At 70.8% G+C, this 15,814-nt stretch carries 14 protein-coding genes; 4 read left to right on the top strand and 10 right to left on the bottom strand.

What is annotated here, in order from left to right; all coding sequences use genetic code 11:
* Positions 1 to 4 precede the first annotated feature (4 nt).
* Together ACWEOO_RS39405 and ACWEOO_RS39400 are read right to left on the bottom strand one after the other, a co-directional pair.
* Entirely contained in the window at positions 5 to 2,089 is a 2,085-nt protein-coding gene (locus ACWEOO_RS39405; RefSeq protein ID WP_452147406.1) for a phosphocholine-specific phospholipase C, read from the bottom strand.
* Between the two features lie 54 nt (positions 2,090 to 2,143).
* Positions 2,144 to 3,223, bottom strand: a complete 1,080-nt coding sequence (locus ACWEOO_RS39400) for a 3-deoxy-7-phosphoheptulonate synthase (protein WP_452147405.1) — start codon at positions 3,221 to 3,223, stop codon at positions 2,144 to 2,146.
* A gap of 291 nt (positions 3,224 to 3,514) precedes the next feature.
* On the opposite strand from ACWEOO_RS39400, the gene ACWEOO_RS39395 reads away from it, so the two are divergent.
* The 3 genes from ACWEOO_RS39395 to ACWEOO_RS39385 all read left to right on the top strand — a co-directional run bounded on the left by ACWEOO_RS39395 (position 3,515) and on the right by ACWEOO_RS39385 (position 4,932).
* On the top strand, positions 3,515 to 3,853 hold the full coding sequence (locus tag ACWEOO_RS39395) for a hypothetical protein (RefSeq protein WP_452147404.1): 339 nt from the start codon (positions 3,515 to 3,517) through the stop codon (positions 3,851 to 3,853).
* Positions 3,854 to 3,856: 3 nt separating this feature from the next.
* Positions 3,857 to 4,411, top strand: a complete 555-nt coding sequence (locus ACWEOO_RS39390) for a histidine phosphatase family protein (RefSeq protein WP_452147403.1) — start codon at positions 3,857 to 3,859, stop codon at positions 4,409 to 4,411.
* Positions 4,412 to 4,638: 227 nt separating this feature from the next.
* Positions 4,639 to 4,932: a WhiB family transcriptional regulator gene (locus ACWEOO_RS39385; RefSeq protein ID WP_131350551.1), complete on the top strand. Its 294-nt coding sequence runs from the start codon at positions 4,639 to 4,641 to the stop codon at positions 4,930 to 4,932.
* Between the two features lie 12 nt (positions 4,933 to 4,944).
* Here ACWEOO_RS39385 and ACWEOO_RS39380 read toward each other — a convergent pair whose 3' ends face one another.
* Genes ACWEOO_RS39380 through ACWEOO_RS39355 form a run of 6 tightly spaced genes read right to left on the bottom strand, consistent with a single transcriptional unit; the run spans position 4,945 to position 9,207 of the window.
* Positions 4,945 to 5,343, bottom strand: a complete 399-nt coding sequence (locus tag ACWEOO_RS39380) for a PLD nuclease N-terminal domain-containing protein (RefSeq protein ID WP_359932768.1) — start codon at positions 5,341 to 5,343, stop codon at positions 4,945 to 4,947.
* Between the two features lie 36 nt (positions 5,344 to 5,379).
* Complete coding sequence (locus tag ACWEOO_RS39375; protein ID WP_359932766.1) at positions 5,380 to 6,270, bottom strand: ABC transporter permease; 891 nt, start codon at positions 6,268 to 6,270, stop codon at positions 5,380 to 5,382.
* Positions 6,257 to 7,039 carry an ABC transporter ATP-binding protein gene (locus tag ACWEOO_RS39370; protein WP_452147402.1) on the bottom strand — a complete coding sequence of 261 codons (783 nt, stop codon included), beginning with the start codon at positions 7,037 to 7,039 and terminating at the stop codon, positions 6,257 to 6,259. Before ACWEOO_RS39370 ends, ACWEOO_RS39375 begins: the two co-directional genes overlap by 14 nt.
* Positions 7,040 to 7,064: 25 nt before the next feature.
* Positions 7,065 to 8,126, bottom strand: coding sequence for an ABC transporter substrate-binding protein (locus ACWEOO_RS39365; protein WP_359932760.1), 1,062 nt, complete (start codon positions 8,124 to 8,126; stop codon positions 7,065 to 7,067).
* 33 nt (positions 8,127 to 8,159) lie between these two features.
* On the bottom strand, positions 8,160 to 9,068 hold the full coding sequence (locus ACWEOO_RS39360; RefSeq protein ID WP_359932757.1) for a sulfite exporter TauE/SafE family protein: 909 nt from the start codon (positions 9,066 to 9,068) through the stop codon (positions 8,160 to 8,162).
* 40 nt (positions 9,069 to 9,108) lie between these two features.
* On the bottom strand, positions 9,109 to 9,207 hold the full coding sequence (locus ACWEOO_RS39355) for a putative leader peptide (RefSeq protein ID WP_452147401.1): 99 nt from the start codon (positions 9,205 to 9,207) through the stop codon (positions 9,109 to 9,111).
* A gap of 155 nt (positions 9,208 to 9,362) precedes the next feature.
* Between ACWEOO_RS39355 and ACWEOO_RS39350 the strand changes: the two genes are divergently transcribed.
* On the top strand, positions 9,363 to 11,951 hold the full coding sequence (locus tag ACWEOO_RS39350) for a family 78 glycoside hydrolase catalytic domain (RefSeq protein WP_452147400.1): 2,589 nt from the start codon (positions 9,363 to 9,365) through the stop codon (positions 11,949 to 11,951).
* Here the strand turns inward: ACWEOO_RS39350 and trmB are convergent.
* On the bottom strand, positions 11,935 to 12,648 hold the full coding sequence (gene trmB, locus ACWEOO_RS39345) for a tRNA (guanosine(46)-N7)-methyltransferase TrmB (protein WP_452147399.1): 714 nt from the start codon (positions 12,646 to 12,648) through the stop codon (positions 11,935 to 11,937). The two genes, ACWEOO_RS39350 and trmB, sit on opposite strands and share 17 nt — an antisense overlap.
* A 33-nt stretch (positions 12,649 to 12,681) precedes the next feature.
* On the bottom strand, positions 12,682 to 15,681 hold the full coding sequence (locus tag ACWEOO_RS39340) for a bifunctional [glutamine synthetase] adenylyltransferase/[glutamine synthetase]-adenylyl-L-tyrosine phosphorylase (RefSeq protein WP_452147398.1): 3,000 nt from the start codon (positions 15,679 to 15,681) through the stop codon (positions 12,682 to 12,684).
* Positions 15,682 to 15,814: the final 133 nt, after the last annotated feature.

Genomic DNA, 15,814 nt, shown 5'->3' with positions numbered 1-15,814 from the left:
CCCGCTACCCCGTGATGCTGGGCCGGCCGGTTTCGAGGTGACCGGACAGCCGGCGGCGGTAGGCCGGGTCCTCGGGGGTCGTGACCTCGACGTCGTACCAGCCGCTGTCGGTCGGCCAGAACAGCGGGCGGGACTGCTTGCCGCGGAGCTCGATCGTCGTGGTCTTGCTGGTGTAGCCGCGCGCCTTCAGCTTGAGGGTCAACGGCTTCCTCGAGCCGTTCACCAGCAGGAGCTGGAGAGCGCCGGCGCGGTTCTCGATCCGTACGTCGAGGGCTGCCGCCGCGCCGGCGGACGTCCCGGCGACCTCGGCCCAGAAGCGGTTCGGGCCCTGGACGGCGAGTTCGAACGGGCCGTCCACGGGGATCGTGACCACGGCCGGCGTGGCGCCGTGGCGGACGTCCAGGTGGGTCGGGGCCGGGAGCTCACCGCCGTACGGATAGATCGCGAAGTGCGCCGACTGCGAGCCGTTGTTGCTCAAGGCCAGCATCAACTTGCCATCGGCAACAGAGCCCGAAACCGACGGCCCGTAGGGCAGCGCGCGAGCCGGACGGCGGCCGGGTTCCTGCACCGGGAGGGCCTGATCGGCGGGCGGCGTCGGGTGCCAGCGATTGATCGGCGCCGGGACCGGACCGGGCCGGTCGACCGACGGCTGCCGGTACGTCCGGTCGAAGTCGAACGCCGACGTCAGGTCACCGCAGACCGTCCGCCGCCAGGAGCTGATGTTCGGCTCCCGGACACCGGTCCACAGTTCGAGGAACCGCAGGACCGAGGTGTGGTCGAAGACCTGCGAGTTCACGTGACCGCCGACCGTCCACGGCGACACCACGGTCATCGGGACCCGCGGGCCGAGCCCGATCGGCTTCCCGGCGTACCAGTCGTCGCCGGCCCCGGACGGCGGCTGCGGCGCGACCGGCGGCGGGACGTGGTCGAAGTACCCGTCGTTCTCGTCGAAGTTGATCAGCAGCACGGTCTTCGACCAGGTCTCCGGGTCCGACGCGATCGCGTCGAGGACGTCGTAGATCAGGTTCGCGCTACCGACCGGCGTGGACGATCCGGGGTGTTCGGAGTCGACCGCCGACGGCACCAGCCAGCTCACCTTCGGCAACGTCCCGGCCTTGATGTCGGCGCGCAGCCGCGGCACCAGCGACTCCGGCTCGGAGCGGTACATCGCCTTGCGGAACAGCTGCTGGTCCGCGGCCGGGAGCTTCCCGACCGCCGCGTCGAGCTGCTGCAGCGCCGCCGCCCGCTCGGCCTCGCTCTTCGCGAACAGCTTGTCGTAGAACTCCTCGGTCGTCCGGTAGCCGCCCGGCACGTTCGCGAGGATCCGGTGCCCGATGTCCTTGAAGGTCTTGAAGTACTCGACCGCGTTGTCGGTGAAGTTGTCCCACTCCTGGTAGATCTGCCAGGACACACCGGCTGCTTCCAGCCGTTCCGGGTACGCCGTCCAGTCGTAGCCCTTGTGGTCGTACGAGTACGCCGCGTTCGTCACCGCGCGCTGCGTCGTCCCGGGCTCGTAGCCGGTCGTGCCGGACCACAGGTAGTTGCGGTTCGGGTTGGTCGAGCCGTTGACCGAGCAGTGGTACGCGTCGCAGATCGTGAACGTCTCGGCGAGCTCGTACTGCAACGGGATGTCGCGGCGGTCGTAGTGGGTCATCGTGGCCGCCGTCTTGGCCTGTACCCAGTCGTCGTTCCAACCGCCTGCCCAGGCCTGGGTGGCGTCGCCGTAGCCGTGGGCCAGCGCACCGAGGTACTGGATGTCGCCCGGGGCGCGGCCCGCGTCGGCGGCGGCCTTCCGGAGCGAGAACGGCAGCACCTCGCCGCCGCCCGTCTTCGGCTGGTGGAAGACGCTCTTGCCGTTGCGCAGCCGCAGCGGCTGGCGGTCGCCGTACCCACGGACACCGCGCAGCGTGCCGTAGTAGTGGTCGAACGAGCGGTTCTCCTGCATCAGCACGATCACGTGCTCGATCGCGCGCAGACCACCACGCCTCACAGGTTGCGCCATCGCGGTGTGCAGCGACGGTGGGAGCAGCGAAGCCGCTGCCCCACCCGCCACCGAACCGAGGACCAGGCGCCGGGAGATCTCAGTCATGGTCCCGGACCTTAGGTGGCCCCTGTAGCCGCTGCGCGGCCTGCAGATGAACAGCTATCCGCGGCGGACGACCGCCGCGTCCCGGAGCTGCTGCAGCACCTCTTCGGTCGTGTCCCAGCCCAGGCAGGCGTCGGTGATCGACTGACCGTAGGTCAGCTCCCGGGTCGGGTCGAGGTCCTGGCGACCCTCCTGCAGGAACGACTCCAGCATCACACCGACGATCGCCCGGTCGCCGGCCGCGACCTGTGCGCCGATCTCCGCGGCCACGACCGGCTGCCGGCGGTGGTCCTTGCGGCTGTTGCCGTGGCTCGCGTCGATCACGACCCGCTCGGGGAGGCCGGCCTTGCGGAGCAGCTCGACGGCGCCGGCCACGGACTCCGCGTCGTAGTTCGGGCCACTGTCCGAGCCGCGCAGGACCAGATGGCAGTCCGGGTTGCCGCGGGTGTGCAGGATGGCGGGCGCGCCGTCGTGGTCGATACCGGTGAAGACGTGCGGGACGGCGGCCGCCTTGATCGCGTCGACCGCGGTGCCGATCGAGCCGTCCGGGCGGTTCTTCATCCCGATCGGCATCGACAGGCCGGACGACAACTGCCGGTGCACCTGGCTCTCCACGGTCCGGGCGCCGATCGCACCCCAGCTCACAACCTGAGAGATGTACTGCGGGGTGATCGGGTCGAGGAACTCGCAACCAACCGGCAGTCCAAGCTTGGTGACTTGCGTGAGCAGCCGAAGGGCAGTCCGCAGCCCGCGGTTCACGTCGCCGGAGCCGTCCAGACCTGGGTCGTTGATCAGGCCCTTCCAGCCGAGGGTCGAGCGCGGCTTCTCGAAGTACACCCGCATCACGACGAGCAGGCCGTCGGACAGCCGCTCCGCGACCGGGCGGAGCCGCTCGGCGTACTCGAGGGCCGCGTCGGCGTCGTGGACCGAGCACGGGCCGACGACGACCAGCAGACGGTCGTCGACGCCGTTCAGCACGTCGGCCACCGCCTGCCGGCCGTCGGCGATCGTGCGGGCCAGGTCGTCGTCGAGCGGGTACTCGTCGTGCAGGGCCTGCGGCGTGATCAACGGGACGGCCTTCTCGATACGTCGGTCGACGACGCGGGACTGTTCGCCCGGCTTCGGGAGGGTGTTCATGACTGGGGACCTTTCCGCCGGTCCGCATGCGATGTCGCAGTCAGCCGGCTGGGAACGAGAAAAGGCAAGGACGGATGTCCTTGCCTTCGTGCCGGCTCTGGTGTCTGCGATTGGGCGTCAGCGATCGGCTGAGTCGCCCGGCACCGGGGCCGGCCACTCAAAAAATCGCCAATAGCTGCGCTTCACACCACCGACAATAGCAGTAACCATCCTTGGGGTGGCTTCGTTGGATCCAATGCAGCGTTGGATGCTGCAAGACCGGGTCGAGACATCGGGGAGTGCAGCAAGGTGGTGAGGCCGCGAACTTTCGAGTTGGTTCGGTACCGGGATCCCAGTGGCGTGTCCGGGACCGGCGTGGTGGCGGAAGGGTGTGAGTTCACCGACGGCTCGGTGGCCCTGCGCTGGCGCGGCGACAACCCCGCGACGGCCGTCTGGCCCGACGTCGAGTCCATCCTGGCCGTGCACGGCCACCAGGGCGCGACGGAGATCCGCTGGATCGACTCCCCCAGGACACCTGGCGGCCTCTTCGAGGAGCTGCACCAGGTGCGGCCCGCGTCAGCAGTCACCGATCCGCTCCAGCCGCCGCCCGGCCACCCGCGTGGATGGGCAGGGGCCAGACACCTCAGGTAGGCCATGTCCGTCACGCAGATCTATCTGGTCCGGCACGGTGAGCCGGACTACGGGCCGATCGACTCCCAGGCCTGGCCGGGCATCACGGCCGACTCCGCTCCGCTCACCGCCCTCGGGATGAAACAGGCCGAGGAGCTCGCCGACCTGCTCGGCGGCATCCGCGCGACCTACCTGGTCAGCTCACCGTTCACCCGCGCCCTGCACAGCGCCGCGATCATCGGTCACCGGCTGGCCCTCGGCGTCAAGGTCGACCACGACCTGCGCGACTGGCTGCCGGACGACACCGGTCGCCGCCGGGGCGCCGCCGACGTCCGCGCCGCCCGCGCCGAGTTCGAGGCGTACGACGGCGAGTGGCCGGACGGCATCCAGCGCCCCTGGGAGCCGCTGTCCCGGGTCCGCGAGCGCGCTCACGCCGCACTCGCCCGGCACACCGCGAGCACCGACGGACCGGTTCTGGCGATCACCCACGCCACCGTGATCCGCGCCCTGACCGGCGAGCGAGACACCGCCCACGGCGCCCACGAGCACCACCGATTCGACCCCGCGATCGGTGCCTGAGGCATCTGCACGTGCAGACGAACTTGCACCGTTGAAGTGACTCATGTCACATCAGCTGCGGACGTGAACACGCCTCCCGCCTGAAAACCGCCGATCGCGGCACGCGGGCGCCTGCGGCGATAACGAATGGCTCGAACTTCGAGACAACAAGGGTTGAACTACGTAAGAGATGAGCATAGTTTTCACCGAGCGCCCGTCCGCGCTCACGGTGAGTCAAGGAGGTTGCCATGTCGAGAGGGATGCCTCGCCTGCCCCGCCCGCTCATGGATCTGTGGGACTGGCAGTCGCAAGCCGCATGCCGGGACGTCAACCCGGAGCTCTTCTTCTCGCCCGAATCGGAGCGTGGCGTTCGCAAACGCGCCCGCGAGATGGTGGCCAAGTCGCTGTGCGGAACCTGCCCGGTCCAGCCCGAATGCCGGCAGCACGCCCTGTCCGTCGGTGAACCTTACGGCGTGTGGGGCGGCACCACGGAGTCCGAGCGCGACAACACCCTCCTGCCCGAGCACCGCAAGTCCGCGTAGGAGCCGGCGGTCCTACCGTTCAGGATTTCCGTCGTCGGTCTCGGAGGACGACTCGTCGGAACCCTTGGAGTCCTTGGGTTCCGGCGTGTCCTCCGGATCCGGCGGCTTCACCGTCGTGCGCGGGTCCCGGTAGCGGTCCAGTGACTTGAGAAAGTCCGGATCGTCGTCGGGCGCCACCGGCCGCGCGGTGGGCCGCGGCGGCTGTCGCCGTACGACGGTGTCCTGGCGGTTGGCGTGCGCGCGCGACATCAGCAGCCAGACGATCGGCCCCGCGAACGGGACGAACACGATCAGGACGATCCACAGCAGCTTCGGCAGATGCGGCACGTCCTCGTCGGGTGTCTGGATGCACGAGAACAGCGCATACACGGTGAGCACCAGGCTGATCAGGAACGGCAGAAATCGGACCACGTTCCAACAGTACGGCGCGCAGTGTGTCAGCGGGGATCAGCGGGCGGACGCGGTGAGTCCCCGCGCCCGCAGCACGCTGTTCTCCAGCGGCCGGAACACCAGCAGCTCGATGCCGACGCCGACCACGAAGATCAGCACGATGCCGGCGAACACCATCGAGATGTCGGACAGCGACATGCCGTTGTGCAGGTACTGCCCGAGGCCCTCGCCGAGCTCCGGCGAGGTCGCGATCAGCTCCGCGGCCATCAGCGACCGCCACGAGAACGCCCAGCCCTGCTTGAGCCCGCCGAGGAACCCGGGCAGCGCGGCCGGCAGCAGGATGTACCGGATCCCACCGAGCCTCCCGGCGCCGAGCGCCTGGCCGACCCGCGGCAGGATCGGCGGCACCTGGTCGAGACCGGACACCAGACCGTTCGCGATCGACGGCACCGCGCCGAGCAGCACGACCCAGTAGATCGCGCGGTCGTTCAGCCCGAACCACAGGATCGCGGCCGGCACCCACGCCACCGACGGCAGGCTCTGCAGCCCCGACACCAGCGGCCCGATCCCGCGCCGGACGACGCGCAGGTTCGCGATCGCGAGGCCCAGCGGTACGGCGATCAGCAGCGAGATCGCGAACCCGATGACGGCACGGTGCACCGACACCCAGAACAGCTCGGCGATCTCGCCGCTCGTCACGAGCTGCCAGATCTGGCCCCACACGTCGACCGGCGCAGGCAGCTTGAACTCGGGCCAGAACGCGGCCGCCCACAACGCCTGCCAGATCGCCACCAGGACGACGACCGCGCCGACCGGCGGCAGCACCCGGGCCGCGATCCGGCGCAGGCGGGAGCCGTCCGGAGCGACGACCGGCGTGTCCAGGGCGTCGAGCCCGGCCTCGACCGACCCCGCCGTCGAACCGTCGTCGCGGACGTCAAGCTGCGGCATGGCTGCTGATCACCTTGCGCAGTGCGGTGTTGATCTCGTCGACCGCATCGGGCGACTCGTCGACGGCCCACTGCTGCACCACACGCCCGGGCCGCGACGACAGCAGGACGACGCGCTGCCCGAGCCGCACGGCCTCGCGGACGTCGTGCGTGACGAACAGGATCGCCGTACCGGTGGCGCGCCAGATCCGCAGCAGCTCGCCCTGGAGGACGTCCCGGGTGATCGCGTCCAGCGCGGAGAACGGCTCGTCCATCAGCAGCAAGGACGGCTTGTCCACGTCCGAGCCGCCGGTGCTGTCGGTGGTCGACGCGAGCGCACGAGCCAGCGCGACTCGTTGCCGCATGCCACCGGACAGCTCGTGCGGCCGCTTGTCACCGAGACCGGCGAGCCGGACCAGCTCGAGCAGCTCGGCGGCTCTGGCCCGCCGTTGCGCCTTCGGTACGCCGGCCATCCGCAGCGGGAGCTCGACGTTCCCGGCAGCGGTCAGCCACGGCATCAGCGCGGCCTCCTGGAAGACCACCGCCGGGCGCGACGAGTTCAGTTCGATCCGTCCGGCGGTCGGGCGGTCGAGGCCGGCGACCAGGTTGAGCAGGGTCGTCTTGCCGCACCCGGACGCGCCGAGCAGGCAGACGAACTCCCCGGCCCGCACCTCGAGATCGACGCCGTCCAGCGCGACCACCGATTTCCGGCCGCTGCCGAACGCCTTGCCTACGTGGTGGAACCGCACCGGGCTGAGCTGATCCGGCGGCGCGTCGAGAGTTGCGGTCACGGCTGTCCTCCTCCTGCTCTGCGTCCTACTTCGCGTCCAGGCCCGCGGCGTCGACCGCCGGCTTGCCTGCCTTCGCGAGTACCTCGTTGAGCGGCCCCAGGTCCGCGAAGCCGGCCACGGCCGGCGCCTCCTTCGCGATGCCCGCGGTGACCTGGTCCTTGGCCAGCTGCGGGAAGGTGCCGGCGATCGGGTCCGCGGTGATCGTGATGTGCTCGAACGCCCGGTCGATGACGGCCGGCTTCAGCGCCTTGCCGGTCGCCTCCTTGAGCTGCTCGTTCACCACGGTCTTCGCCTGCGCGGCGTTCGCCGTACTGAAGTCGATGGCCGCGACCAGGCCGGACAGCAAGGCCTTCACGGTCTCCGGGTGCTCCTGCAGGAACTGGGTGCGGACGATCAGCACGGTCGTCGGGAACTTGCCGTCAGGCCACAGCGACGCCTCGTCGAGCAGGACCTTCGCGCCGGCGTCCAGGACCAGCCGTGACGACCAGGGCTCGGGCAGCCAGGCGGCGTCGACGTCACCCTTCTTGAAGGCATCCAGGGTCTGCGCGTTCTCGAGGTTGGTGACCTTGACCTTGCCGGTCAGCTTCTGCTCGGCGAGCCACTTCTTCAGCGACACGTCCTGGGTATTGCCGAGCTGCGGCGTGACGACGGTCTTGCCGACCAGGTCGGCAGGCTTGGTGATGGTCGGCTTGACGACGAGCTGCGCACCGCCGGACGTCGCGCCGGCGATCAGGCGGACCGCTTCGCCGTTCGACTTCGCGTAGGCGTTGATCGCCGGCCCGGAGCCGATGAACGACGCGTCCAGCGAGCCGCCGAGCAACGCGCCGACGGCCTCCGGCCCGGCGTTGAACTTGGTCGGCACCAGCTTCGTGCTGCCGAGCTCCTTGGTGAACAGGCCCTGGCCGAGACCGACCAGTGCGGCGGCGTGGGTGACGTTCGGGAAGTAGCCGAGCCGCAGTTCGGCGGCAGGGCCTTTGTCGTTCGCGGCCGGGGCCGTCTCGTTGCCGTCGGCACGGGAACAGCCCGCGGCGGCAACGGTCAGGGCGAGAGCGCCGGCGAGCAGGCGGAACGGACGGAAGATGCTCACAGGGGGAACCTCTGTCTTGACGGAGGAGAAAGTTCAGGAAGCGGGCTCGAGCTCGGTCTCGTCGAGGAGACGCTCGGCCTCGCGGACGGTACGGCGGGCCTGGGCGCGGACGCCGTACGCGACGATGGCGGCCCAGCCGAGCACGAGCGCCGCGTAGACGGCGTACCGCGGGCCGGTGGCGACATCGAGGCCGTTCAGCACGGTGCGGGCGTTGGTCAGGATCAGCACCAGGCCGACGCCGACGCCGAGCCAGCGGGTGGCCAGGCGGGAGACGAGCCACGCGGCCAGCGGTGCCGCGAGCACGCCGCCGATCAGCAGCGCGGCGACGATGCCGAACGGCAGGTTCTTCCCGCCCAGGCCGAACAGGAACCCAATGCTGGCGGCGACCGAGACCAGGAACTCGGCCGCGTTCACCGACCCGACGGCGCGCCGCGGCGCGAGTTTGCCGCTGGACAGCAGCGCGGAGTTCGCGACCGGTCCCCAGCCGCCGCCACCGGTGGCGTCGATGAAGCCCGCGACCAGACCGAGCGGCCCGAGGAACCGCCCGGCCGGGCGGCCCTCGATCACTGCCCGGACCTTCCCAGTGCCGAACCGGACCAGGATGTAGACGCCGAGCAGGAGCAGCAGACCGGCCACCCACAGCGACGCGGACTCGGTCGACAGGCTGGACAGGAACGTCGCGCCGGCGAACGCGCCGGCCGCGCCCGGAACGCCGATCAGCGCGACCACGCGCCAGTCGACGTTGCCGAACCGCCAGTGCGACAGACCGGAGGCGAGTGTGGTGCCGACCTCGGCCAGATGCACCGAGGCGGAGGCGACGGCCGGGGTGATCCCGGTGATCAGCAGGGCGGTGCTGGCGGTGACGCCGTAGGCCATGCCGAGGGTGCCGTCGACGAGCTGGGCGATCGAGCCGAGCAACGCGATCAGGATGAGACGACGCACGGAGCTACTCCTGCGGACGGGAGGGAGACGGACGGAAGAGTTACGCCGTCGCCCGACAACCCGAAGAGTTCACGCGCAGCAGATCGACGTGCCGGCGCCGGGTGAGGGCGTCCCCGGGCGCGTTCGCGATGATCTGCATGGCTCTATGAAAGCGGACAAAGTCGAGCAAGATGCTCAGGTTTCAGGATGTGGACCTACGAATCACGAACCGAGACGAACGATCATTTCCGATCATCCGGCCGGATCTGGTCACACGGTTGAAAGCCGGGCGCCCCGCTGCCTACGGTCCTCAGCGTGCTGACTCCTCGATCGCTCAAGACCGAGTACGCCGATCGGCCGCTCGGGCTCGACGTAGCGCGCCCACGGTTCAGCTGGGTCGCCGTCGCCCCCGGATACGGCGCCGCGCAGACGGCGTACCAGGTCCTGGTCGCCTCCGCGCCCGAACTGCTGACGCCGGAGCGCGCCGACGTGTTGGACTCGGGCAAGGTCGGGTCGGCGCAGACCTTCGGGATCGAGTACGACGGCCCGGCGGCCGCGCGGACCCGGTACTACTGGACCGTCCGGCTGTGGGACCGCGAAGACCGGGCCGGCGGATGGGCCGAGCCGTCGTGGTTCGAGACCGGTCTGCTCGACGAGGGGTTCGGGACCGCGCAGTGGATCGGCGGCGCGACGCAGAGCGCACCGCTCCTGCGGCGGAGCTTCGCGGTCGACGGCGCCGTACGGCGGGCCCGGCTCTACGCCAGCGGCCTCGGCTACGCAGACCTCCGGCTGAACGGGCAGGCGGTCAGCGACGCGGTCCTGGATCCGGGGTTCACCGCCTACGACCGCACGGTTCTGTATGTCACGCACGACGTGACCGAGCTGCTGCGGTCCGGCGACAACGTGGTCGGCGCCGAGCTGGGCCGCGGCTTCTTCGGCATGACCTCGGTGAACGTCTGGCGCTGGCATGACACCCCGTGGACCGCCGAGCCGCGGCTGCTCGCGCGGCTGGTCGTCGAGTACGACGACGGCCGCGTGGACGAGGTGGCGACGGACGGGACGTGGCGCATCACCGGTGGGCCGACGCTGTCCGACTCGCTGTACACCGGTGAGACGTACGACGCCCGGCGGGCGCTGCCCGGCTGGGACACGGCAGGATTCGACGACGCGTCCTGGTCTGCTGCCGCCGTCGTCGAGCCGCCGGGCGGCACGCTGACCGCGCAGGCCCACGAGCCGATCCGCGTGATCGAGACCGTCGACCCGGTCGAGGTGACCGAGGTCCGGCCGGGCGTGTGGATCGCCGACTTCGGCCGGACCGTCGCGGGCTGGACCAGATTGTCGACCACGGCGCCGGCCGGTACCACGATCACCCTCACGCACGGCGAGACGGTTGCCGATGGCAACGTAGCGGCGTGGAACGTGCACGTCGACGGCGACCGGATCCAGCGCGACGAGTACGTCGCCGCCGGCACCGGGGTCGAGACGTGGGAGCCGCGGTTCTCGTACAAGGGCTTCCGCTACGTGCAGATCGAGGGCGCGCCGGCCGAGGTGCAGATGCGGGTGGTGAACTCCGACGTCGCGTCGGCGACGCGGTTCGCCTCGACGCAGTCGGCGTACGAGGTGTTCGAGCGGGCCATGCGCCGCACGATCCTCGGCAACCTGCACGGGATCCCGACCGATACGCCGTACTTCGAGAAGAACGGCTGGACCGGCGACGCGCAGGTCGGCGCGCCGACGATGCTCGCGACGCTCGACCTGGCGCGGTTCTTCACCAAGTGGCTCGGCGACATCCGCGACAGCCAGGCGGACTCCGGGCAGCTGCCGGTGATCGTGCCGTCGAGCGGCTGGGGATTCACCGACCTCTCCCCCGCGACCGAATGGCCGACCGTCTACCCGTTCCTGCTGCGCGAGATGTACCGCTGGTACGGCGACGAGCGGCTGCTCCGTGAGCACTGGGAATCGCTGACGCGCTACCTCGGGTGGGAGCTGGACCGGGTCGAGGACGGCTTGTCGGTCAGTGTGCTCGGCGACTGGCTCCCGCCCGGCTTCGGCAGCGGCCCGGCGCCGGAGGACCGGCGACTGACGGGGACGGCGTACCTCTACCGGGCGCTCGTCGTCGCGGCGGAGATCGGGGATGTCATCGGGCGGCCCAACGCCTACCGGAAGGCCGCCGCCGAGCTCGCGGACGGGCTGAACCGGACGTTCCTGGACCGCGCGGCCGGTCGGTACCGGTCGGCGGAGGACCCCGACTACCGCCAGACGTCGAACGCCGTGCCGCTGGCGTTCGGGATCGTCCCGGAGGACATGGTCGCGCGGGTCGCCGAGGGTCTCGCGGCGGACGTCGAGGCGCGCGGCTTCCACCTCAACACGGGCTGCCTGGGCGTCGGCGTATTGCTCCCGGTGCTGACCGCGCACGGGTACGCCGAAGTGGCGACGAAGGTCGCGTTGCAGCGGAGCTACCCGAGCTGGGGGTACTGGTTCGATCTCGGCGCGGACACCATGTGGGAGAAGTGGGAAGAGGACTCGCGGTCGCGGAACCACTACTTCCAGGGCACGGTCGTGCAATGGATCTTCGAGAACGTCGCCGGGCTGCGCGTCGTCGACGCGGGTGCCGAGCGGATCGTCGTTCGGCCGGACGCGCGCGACGAGACCGACTCGGCGAGCATCCGGACCGAGACGATCCGCGGACGGGTGTCGGTGTCGTGGAAGAAGACCGGACGGGTGCTGTCGCTGGACGTCCAGGTGCCGGTCGGCAGCACGGCCGAGATCCACGTGCCGTCGGCGCGAGCGTCGGACGTGGACGCTGTGCCGCAGTCGTTCGCGGGAACTGCGACGTACGACGCGGGCTACACGGTCTATACGGTCGGCGCCGGGCAGTGGGCGTTCACTAGCCGGTCTGCTTGACGTAGATGAGGTCGCGGACGTCGCGTCCCTCGGCCTGCGCGCGGGACTCGAACTTGGTCACGGGCCGCCACTCGGGACGTGGCGCCCAGCCGTCGGACTCACCGCCGTACTGGTTGCGCAGCGTCGGCTCGGCCTCGCACACCGCGAGCATGCCGTCGGCGTAGTCCGCCCAGTCCGTTGCCAGGTGCAACGTCCCGCCCGGCTGCAGGCGGTCCGCGATCAGCGCGACGAACGGCGCCGTGACGAGCCGCCGCTTGTGGTGCCGCTTCTTCGGCCACGGGTCTGGGAAGAAGATCCGTACGCCGGCCAGCGCGCCGGGCGCGACGTGATCACGCAGGAAGTCCAGCGCGTCGCCCTGCAGCAGGCGGACGTTGTCCAGGTCGTACTTCTCCACCCAGAGCATCAGCTGACCGAGACCGGCCGGGTAGACCTCCGCGGCCAGGTGGTTGACCTCCGGCATCGCGACGGCGAGCTGCGCGGTCGCCTCGCCCATCCCGGAGCCGATCTCCAGCACGGTAGGCGCTTCCCGCCCGAACCACTCGGCCAGGTCGAGGACGCCGGGCGGCAGATCCTCCTGGGTCCGGCCCAAGTCCCGCCAGTGGGACTCCCAGACGCGCTTCTGTCCCACCGTCATCCGCACACTACGCCGGACGGTGCTGAACACACCGGCTTGCCTGACCTGATCCACTGCCTCCACCAGCCGGAGTCTAGCGTTGACGATCGTCACGTTTCAGTCGTCCCAGAACAGGTGCGCCACGGTGTTGTGGGCGCGGCGGGTGGTGCGCAGGTAGTCGTCGGAGAACCGGCCCGACTCCCCCGGCGGGTAGCCGCAGATCTGGGCCACGGCGGCCAGGTCCCGCGGGTCGCGGGGCAGGGAGTCGCCCGGGCGGGCGCGGACCAGCATGATCGCGTTGCGGATCCGGGTGGCCAGCTCCCAGGCCGCCTGCAGCGTGTCGGCCTCGGACGCGTCCACGAGGCCGGCCTTCACACCGGCCCGGAGCGCGGCGAGCGTGCGCGTCGTCCGCAGGCTGGGTACGCGGTGCGCCTCGCGGAGCTGCAGCAGCTGGACGGTCCACTCGATGTCGGCCAGACCGCCGCGACCGAGCTTGGTGTGGGTAGCTGGATCCGCGCCGCGCGGCAGCCGCTCCGCGTCGACCCGCGCCTTGATCCGGCGGATCTCCATCACGTCGCGCTCGCGGATGCCGTTCTCCGGGTAGCGCAGCGGGTCGATCAGCTCCCGGAACGATCGGCACAGGTCGGCGTCACCGCACAACGGGTCGGCCCGCAGCAGCGCCTGCGCCTCCCAGACGGCCGACCAGCGCGCGTAGTACGAGGCGTACGACGCGAGCGTCCGGACCAGCGGCCCCTGCCGGCCCTCCGGGCGCAGGTCCGCGTCGATCGCGACCGCCGGGTCGGCGCCGGGCAGCGACAGCATCCGGCGGAGCTCGGTCGCGGCCTGCGTCGCGAAGTCCGTCGCCTTCTTCTCGTCCGCGCCGGGGAGCGGGTCGTGCACGAACATCACGTCGGCGTCACTGCCGTACCCGAGCTCGTGCCCGCCGAAGCGGCCCATCGCGACGATCGACATCCGGGTCGGCTCCGGCTCCCCCGCTCTCAAGATGCGCTGTGCGACCGCCTTCCGGACGACCTCGAGCGCGGTCGTCAAGGTGCCGACCGAGACGTTCGTCAGGGCGTCGCCGACGGCCTCCACGTCGAGCAGTCCGGACAGGTCCGCGGCCGCGATCCGGAACAGTTCCCGGCGCCGGACCGCGCGGATCGCCGCGACCGCGGCCTCCGGGGCGTCCTGCCGCCGGGCGGCCGCGGACATCTCGGCGAGCAACGCCTCCTGGGTGCGCGGCGTCAGCTCGCGTTCGTCGGCGAGCATCGCGGTCGCTTCCGGCGCGCGCTGCAGCAGGTCGACGGCGTACCGGCCGCTGGCCAGCAGGTGCGCCAGCCGCTCGGCCGACGCGCCTTCGTCACGCAGCTGGCGCAGGTACCAGGGGGTGGAGCCGAGGGCGTCGGAGATGGTGCGGAACGCCAGCAGGCCGGCGTCCGGATCGGGTGACTCGGCGAACCAGCCCAGCATCGCGGGCAGCAATGCCTTCTGGATCGACGATCGCCGCGAGACGCCTTCGGACAGGGCTTCGATGTGCCGCAGCGCCGACGCGGGATCGGCGTACCCGAGCGCGGTCAGGCGTTGCTTGGCTGCCTCGGGTGTCAGCCGGACCTCGCCGCCGGGGATCCGCGCGACGGCCGCGAGCAGCGGGCGGTAGAACAGCTTCTCGTGCAGGCGCCGTACCTCGAGGGCGTGCTTCTTCCACGCCGCGGTCAGGTCGGCGACCGGGTTCTTCGTGAAGCCGAGCGAACGGCCGAGCCGCCGCAGGTCGGCCTCGTCGTCCGGGACGTGATGCGTACGGCGCAGGCGGTACAGCTGGATGCGGTGCTCCATCGACCGCAGGAACCGGTACGCGTCGGCGAGGACGGCGCCGTCCGTGCGGCCGACGTACCCGCTGCTCGTCAGACTCTCCAGCGCGACCAGCGTCGTACCGCTGCGGACCGACTCGTCGCTGCGGCCGTGCACGAGTTGCAGCAGCTGGACGGCGAACTCGACGTCGCGCAGTCCACCGGGGCCGAGCTTCAGCTGGCGATCGACGTCGGCCGCCGGGATGTGGTCGATCACGCGCCGGCGCATCGCCTGGACGTCGGCGACGAAGCCTTCGCGGTCGGCGGCCGACCAGGTGAGCCGGCCGATCTGCTCCATGTACTGACGGCCCAGCTCGCGATCGCCCGCGACCGGGCGGGCCTTGAGGAGCGCCTGGAACTCCCAGGTCTTCGCCCAGCGCTGGTAGTACGCGAGGTGGCTGTCGAGGGTGCGGACGAGCGGACCGGACTTGCCTTCCGGGCGGAGCGCCGCGTCGACCGGCCAGAGCGTGCCCTCGCCGGTGTGCGCCGAGCAGATCCGCATCGCGGCCGCGGCTAGCTGGGTCGCGGTCTTCAGCGCGGGCAGCTCCGGTTCGCCGTCGTGCGGCTCGGCGACGAACAGCACGTCGACATCGCTGACGTAGTTGAGCTCCCGGCCGCCGCACTTGCCCATGGCAATGATCGCCAGCCGGCAGTCCGCGGCGCCGGGATGCGCGGCGAAATACTCGTTGCGCGCGATGTGCAAGGCGGTCTCGAGTGCTCCCCCGGCGAGATCCGCGAGGACGGCGGCGACCTCGTCGACGAGCAGCCCCTCGGCGAGGTCCCGCGCGGCCAGCCGGATCAGCAGCCGGCGGTACTCGATCCGGAGCGCGTCGACCGGGTTGTCGGCGTCGACCGCCGTGGCCAGCTTGGCGGCGACGTCGTCGGCCGACGGCCGAGACCCGGCGAGCGCCGGGTCCGCGAGGTCGTACCAATGCCGCGGATGGACGCCGAGATGCCGCCCCAGCGCTTCGCTCGCGCCGAGCACGTAGACGAGCCGCCGGCGGAAGTCCGCGTCCATCTCGAGCGTGCGGGCGAACGCGGCGAGGTCGTGCCCGTGCCGATGCAGCGACTCGGCCATCGCACACAGACTCTGCAGCGCGAGGTCGGGATCGGCCGACTCCGACAGCGTGGTGATCAGCTGCTCGGTGGCCAGCGGGCTGTGCGAGTCCAGCGCGTCCAGCTCCTCGAGCATCCCCGCCGCCCGCCCCGGATCCTCGAACCCCAGCCGGACCAGCCGGCCCTCCCACGACGATCTCCGACCCTCAGCCACCCTCGCAGGCTATCCAATCCCCCTCTTTGAGCACGCACCAACCGGGCGGATTCAGCCGGTCGTCGCAACACCTGAGTTCTGGAGGTGTTGTGATGGCTGGTCGTGGTCGTCCTGCGTTGCCGCGGCAGGTGCA

It is taken from the genome of Kribbella sp. NPDC004138 (genome assembly GCF_053603655.1).
This window is presented reverse-complemented; position numbering and strand designations above follow the sequence as displayed.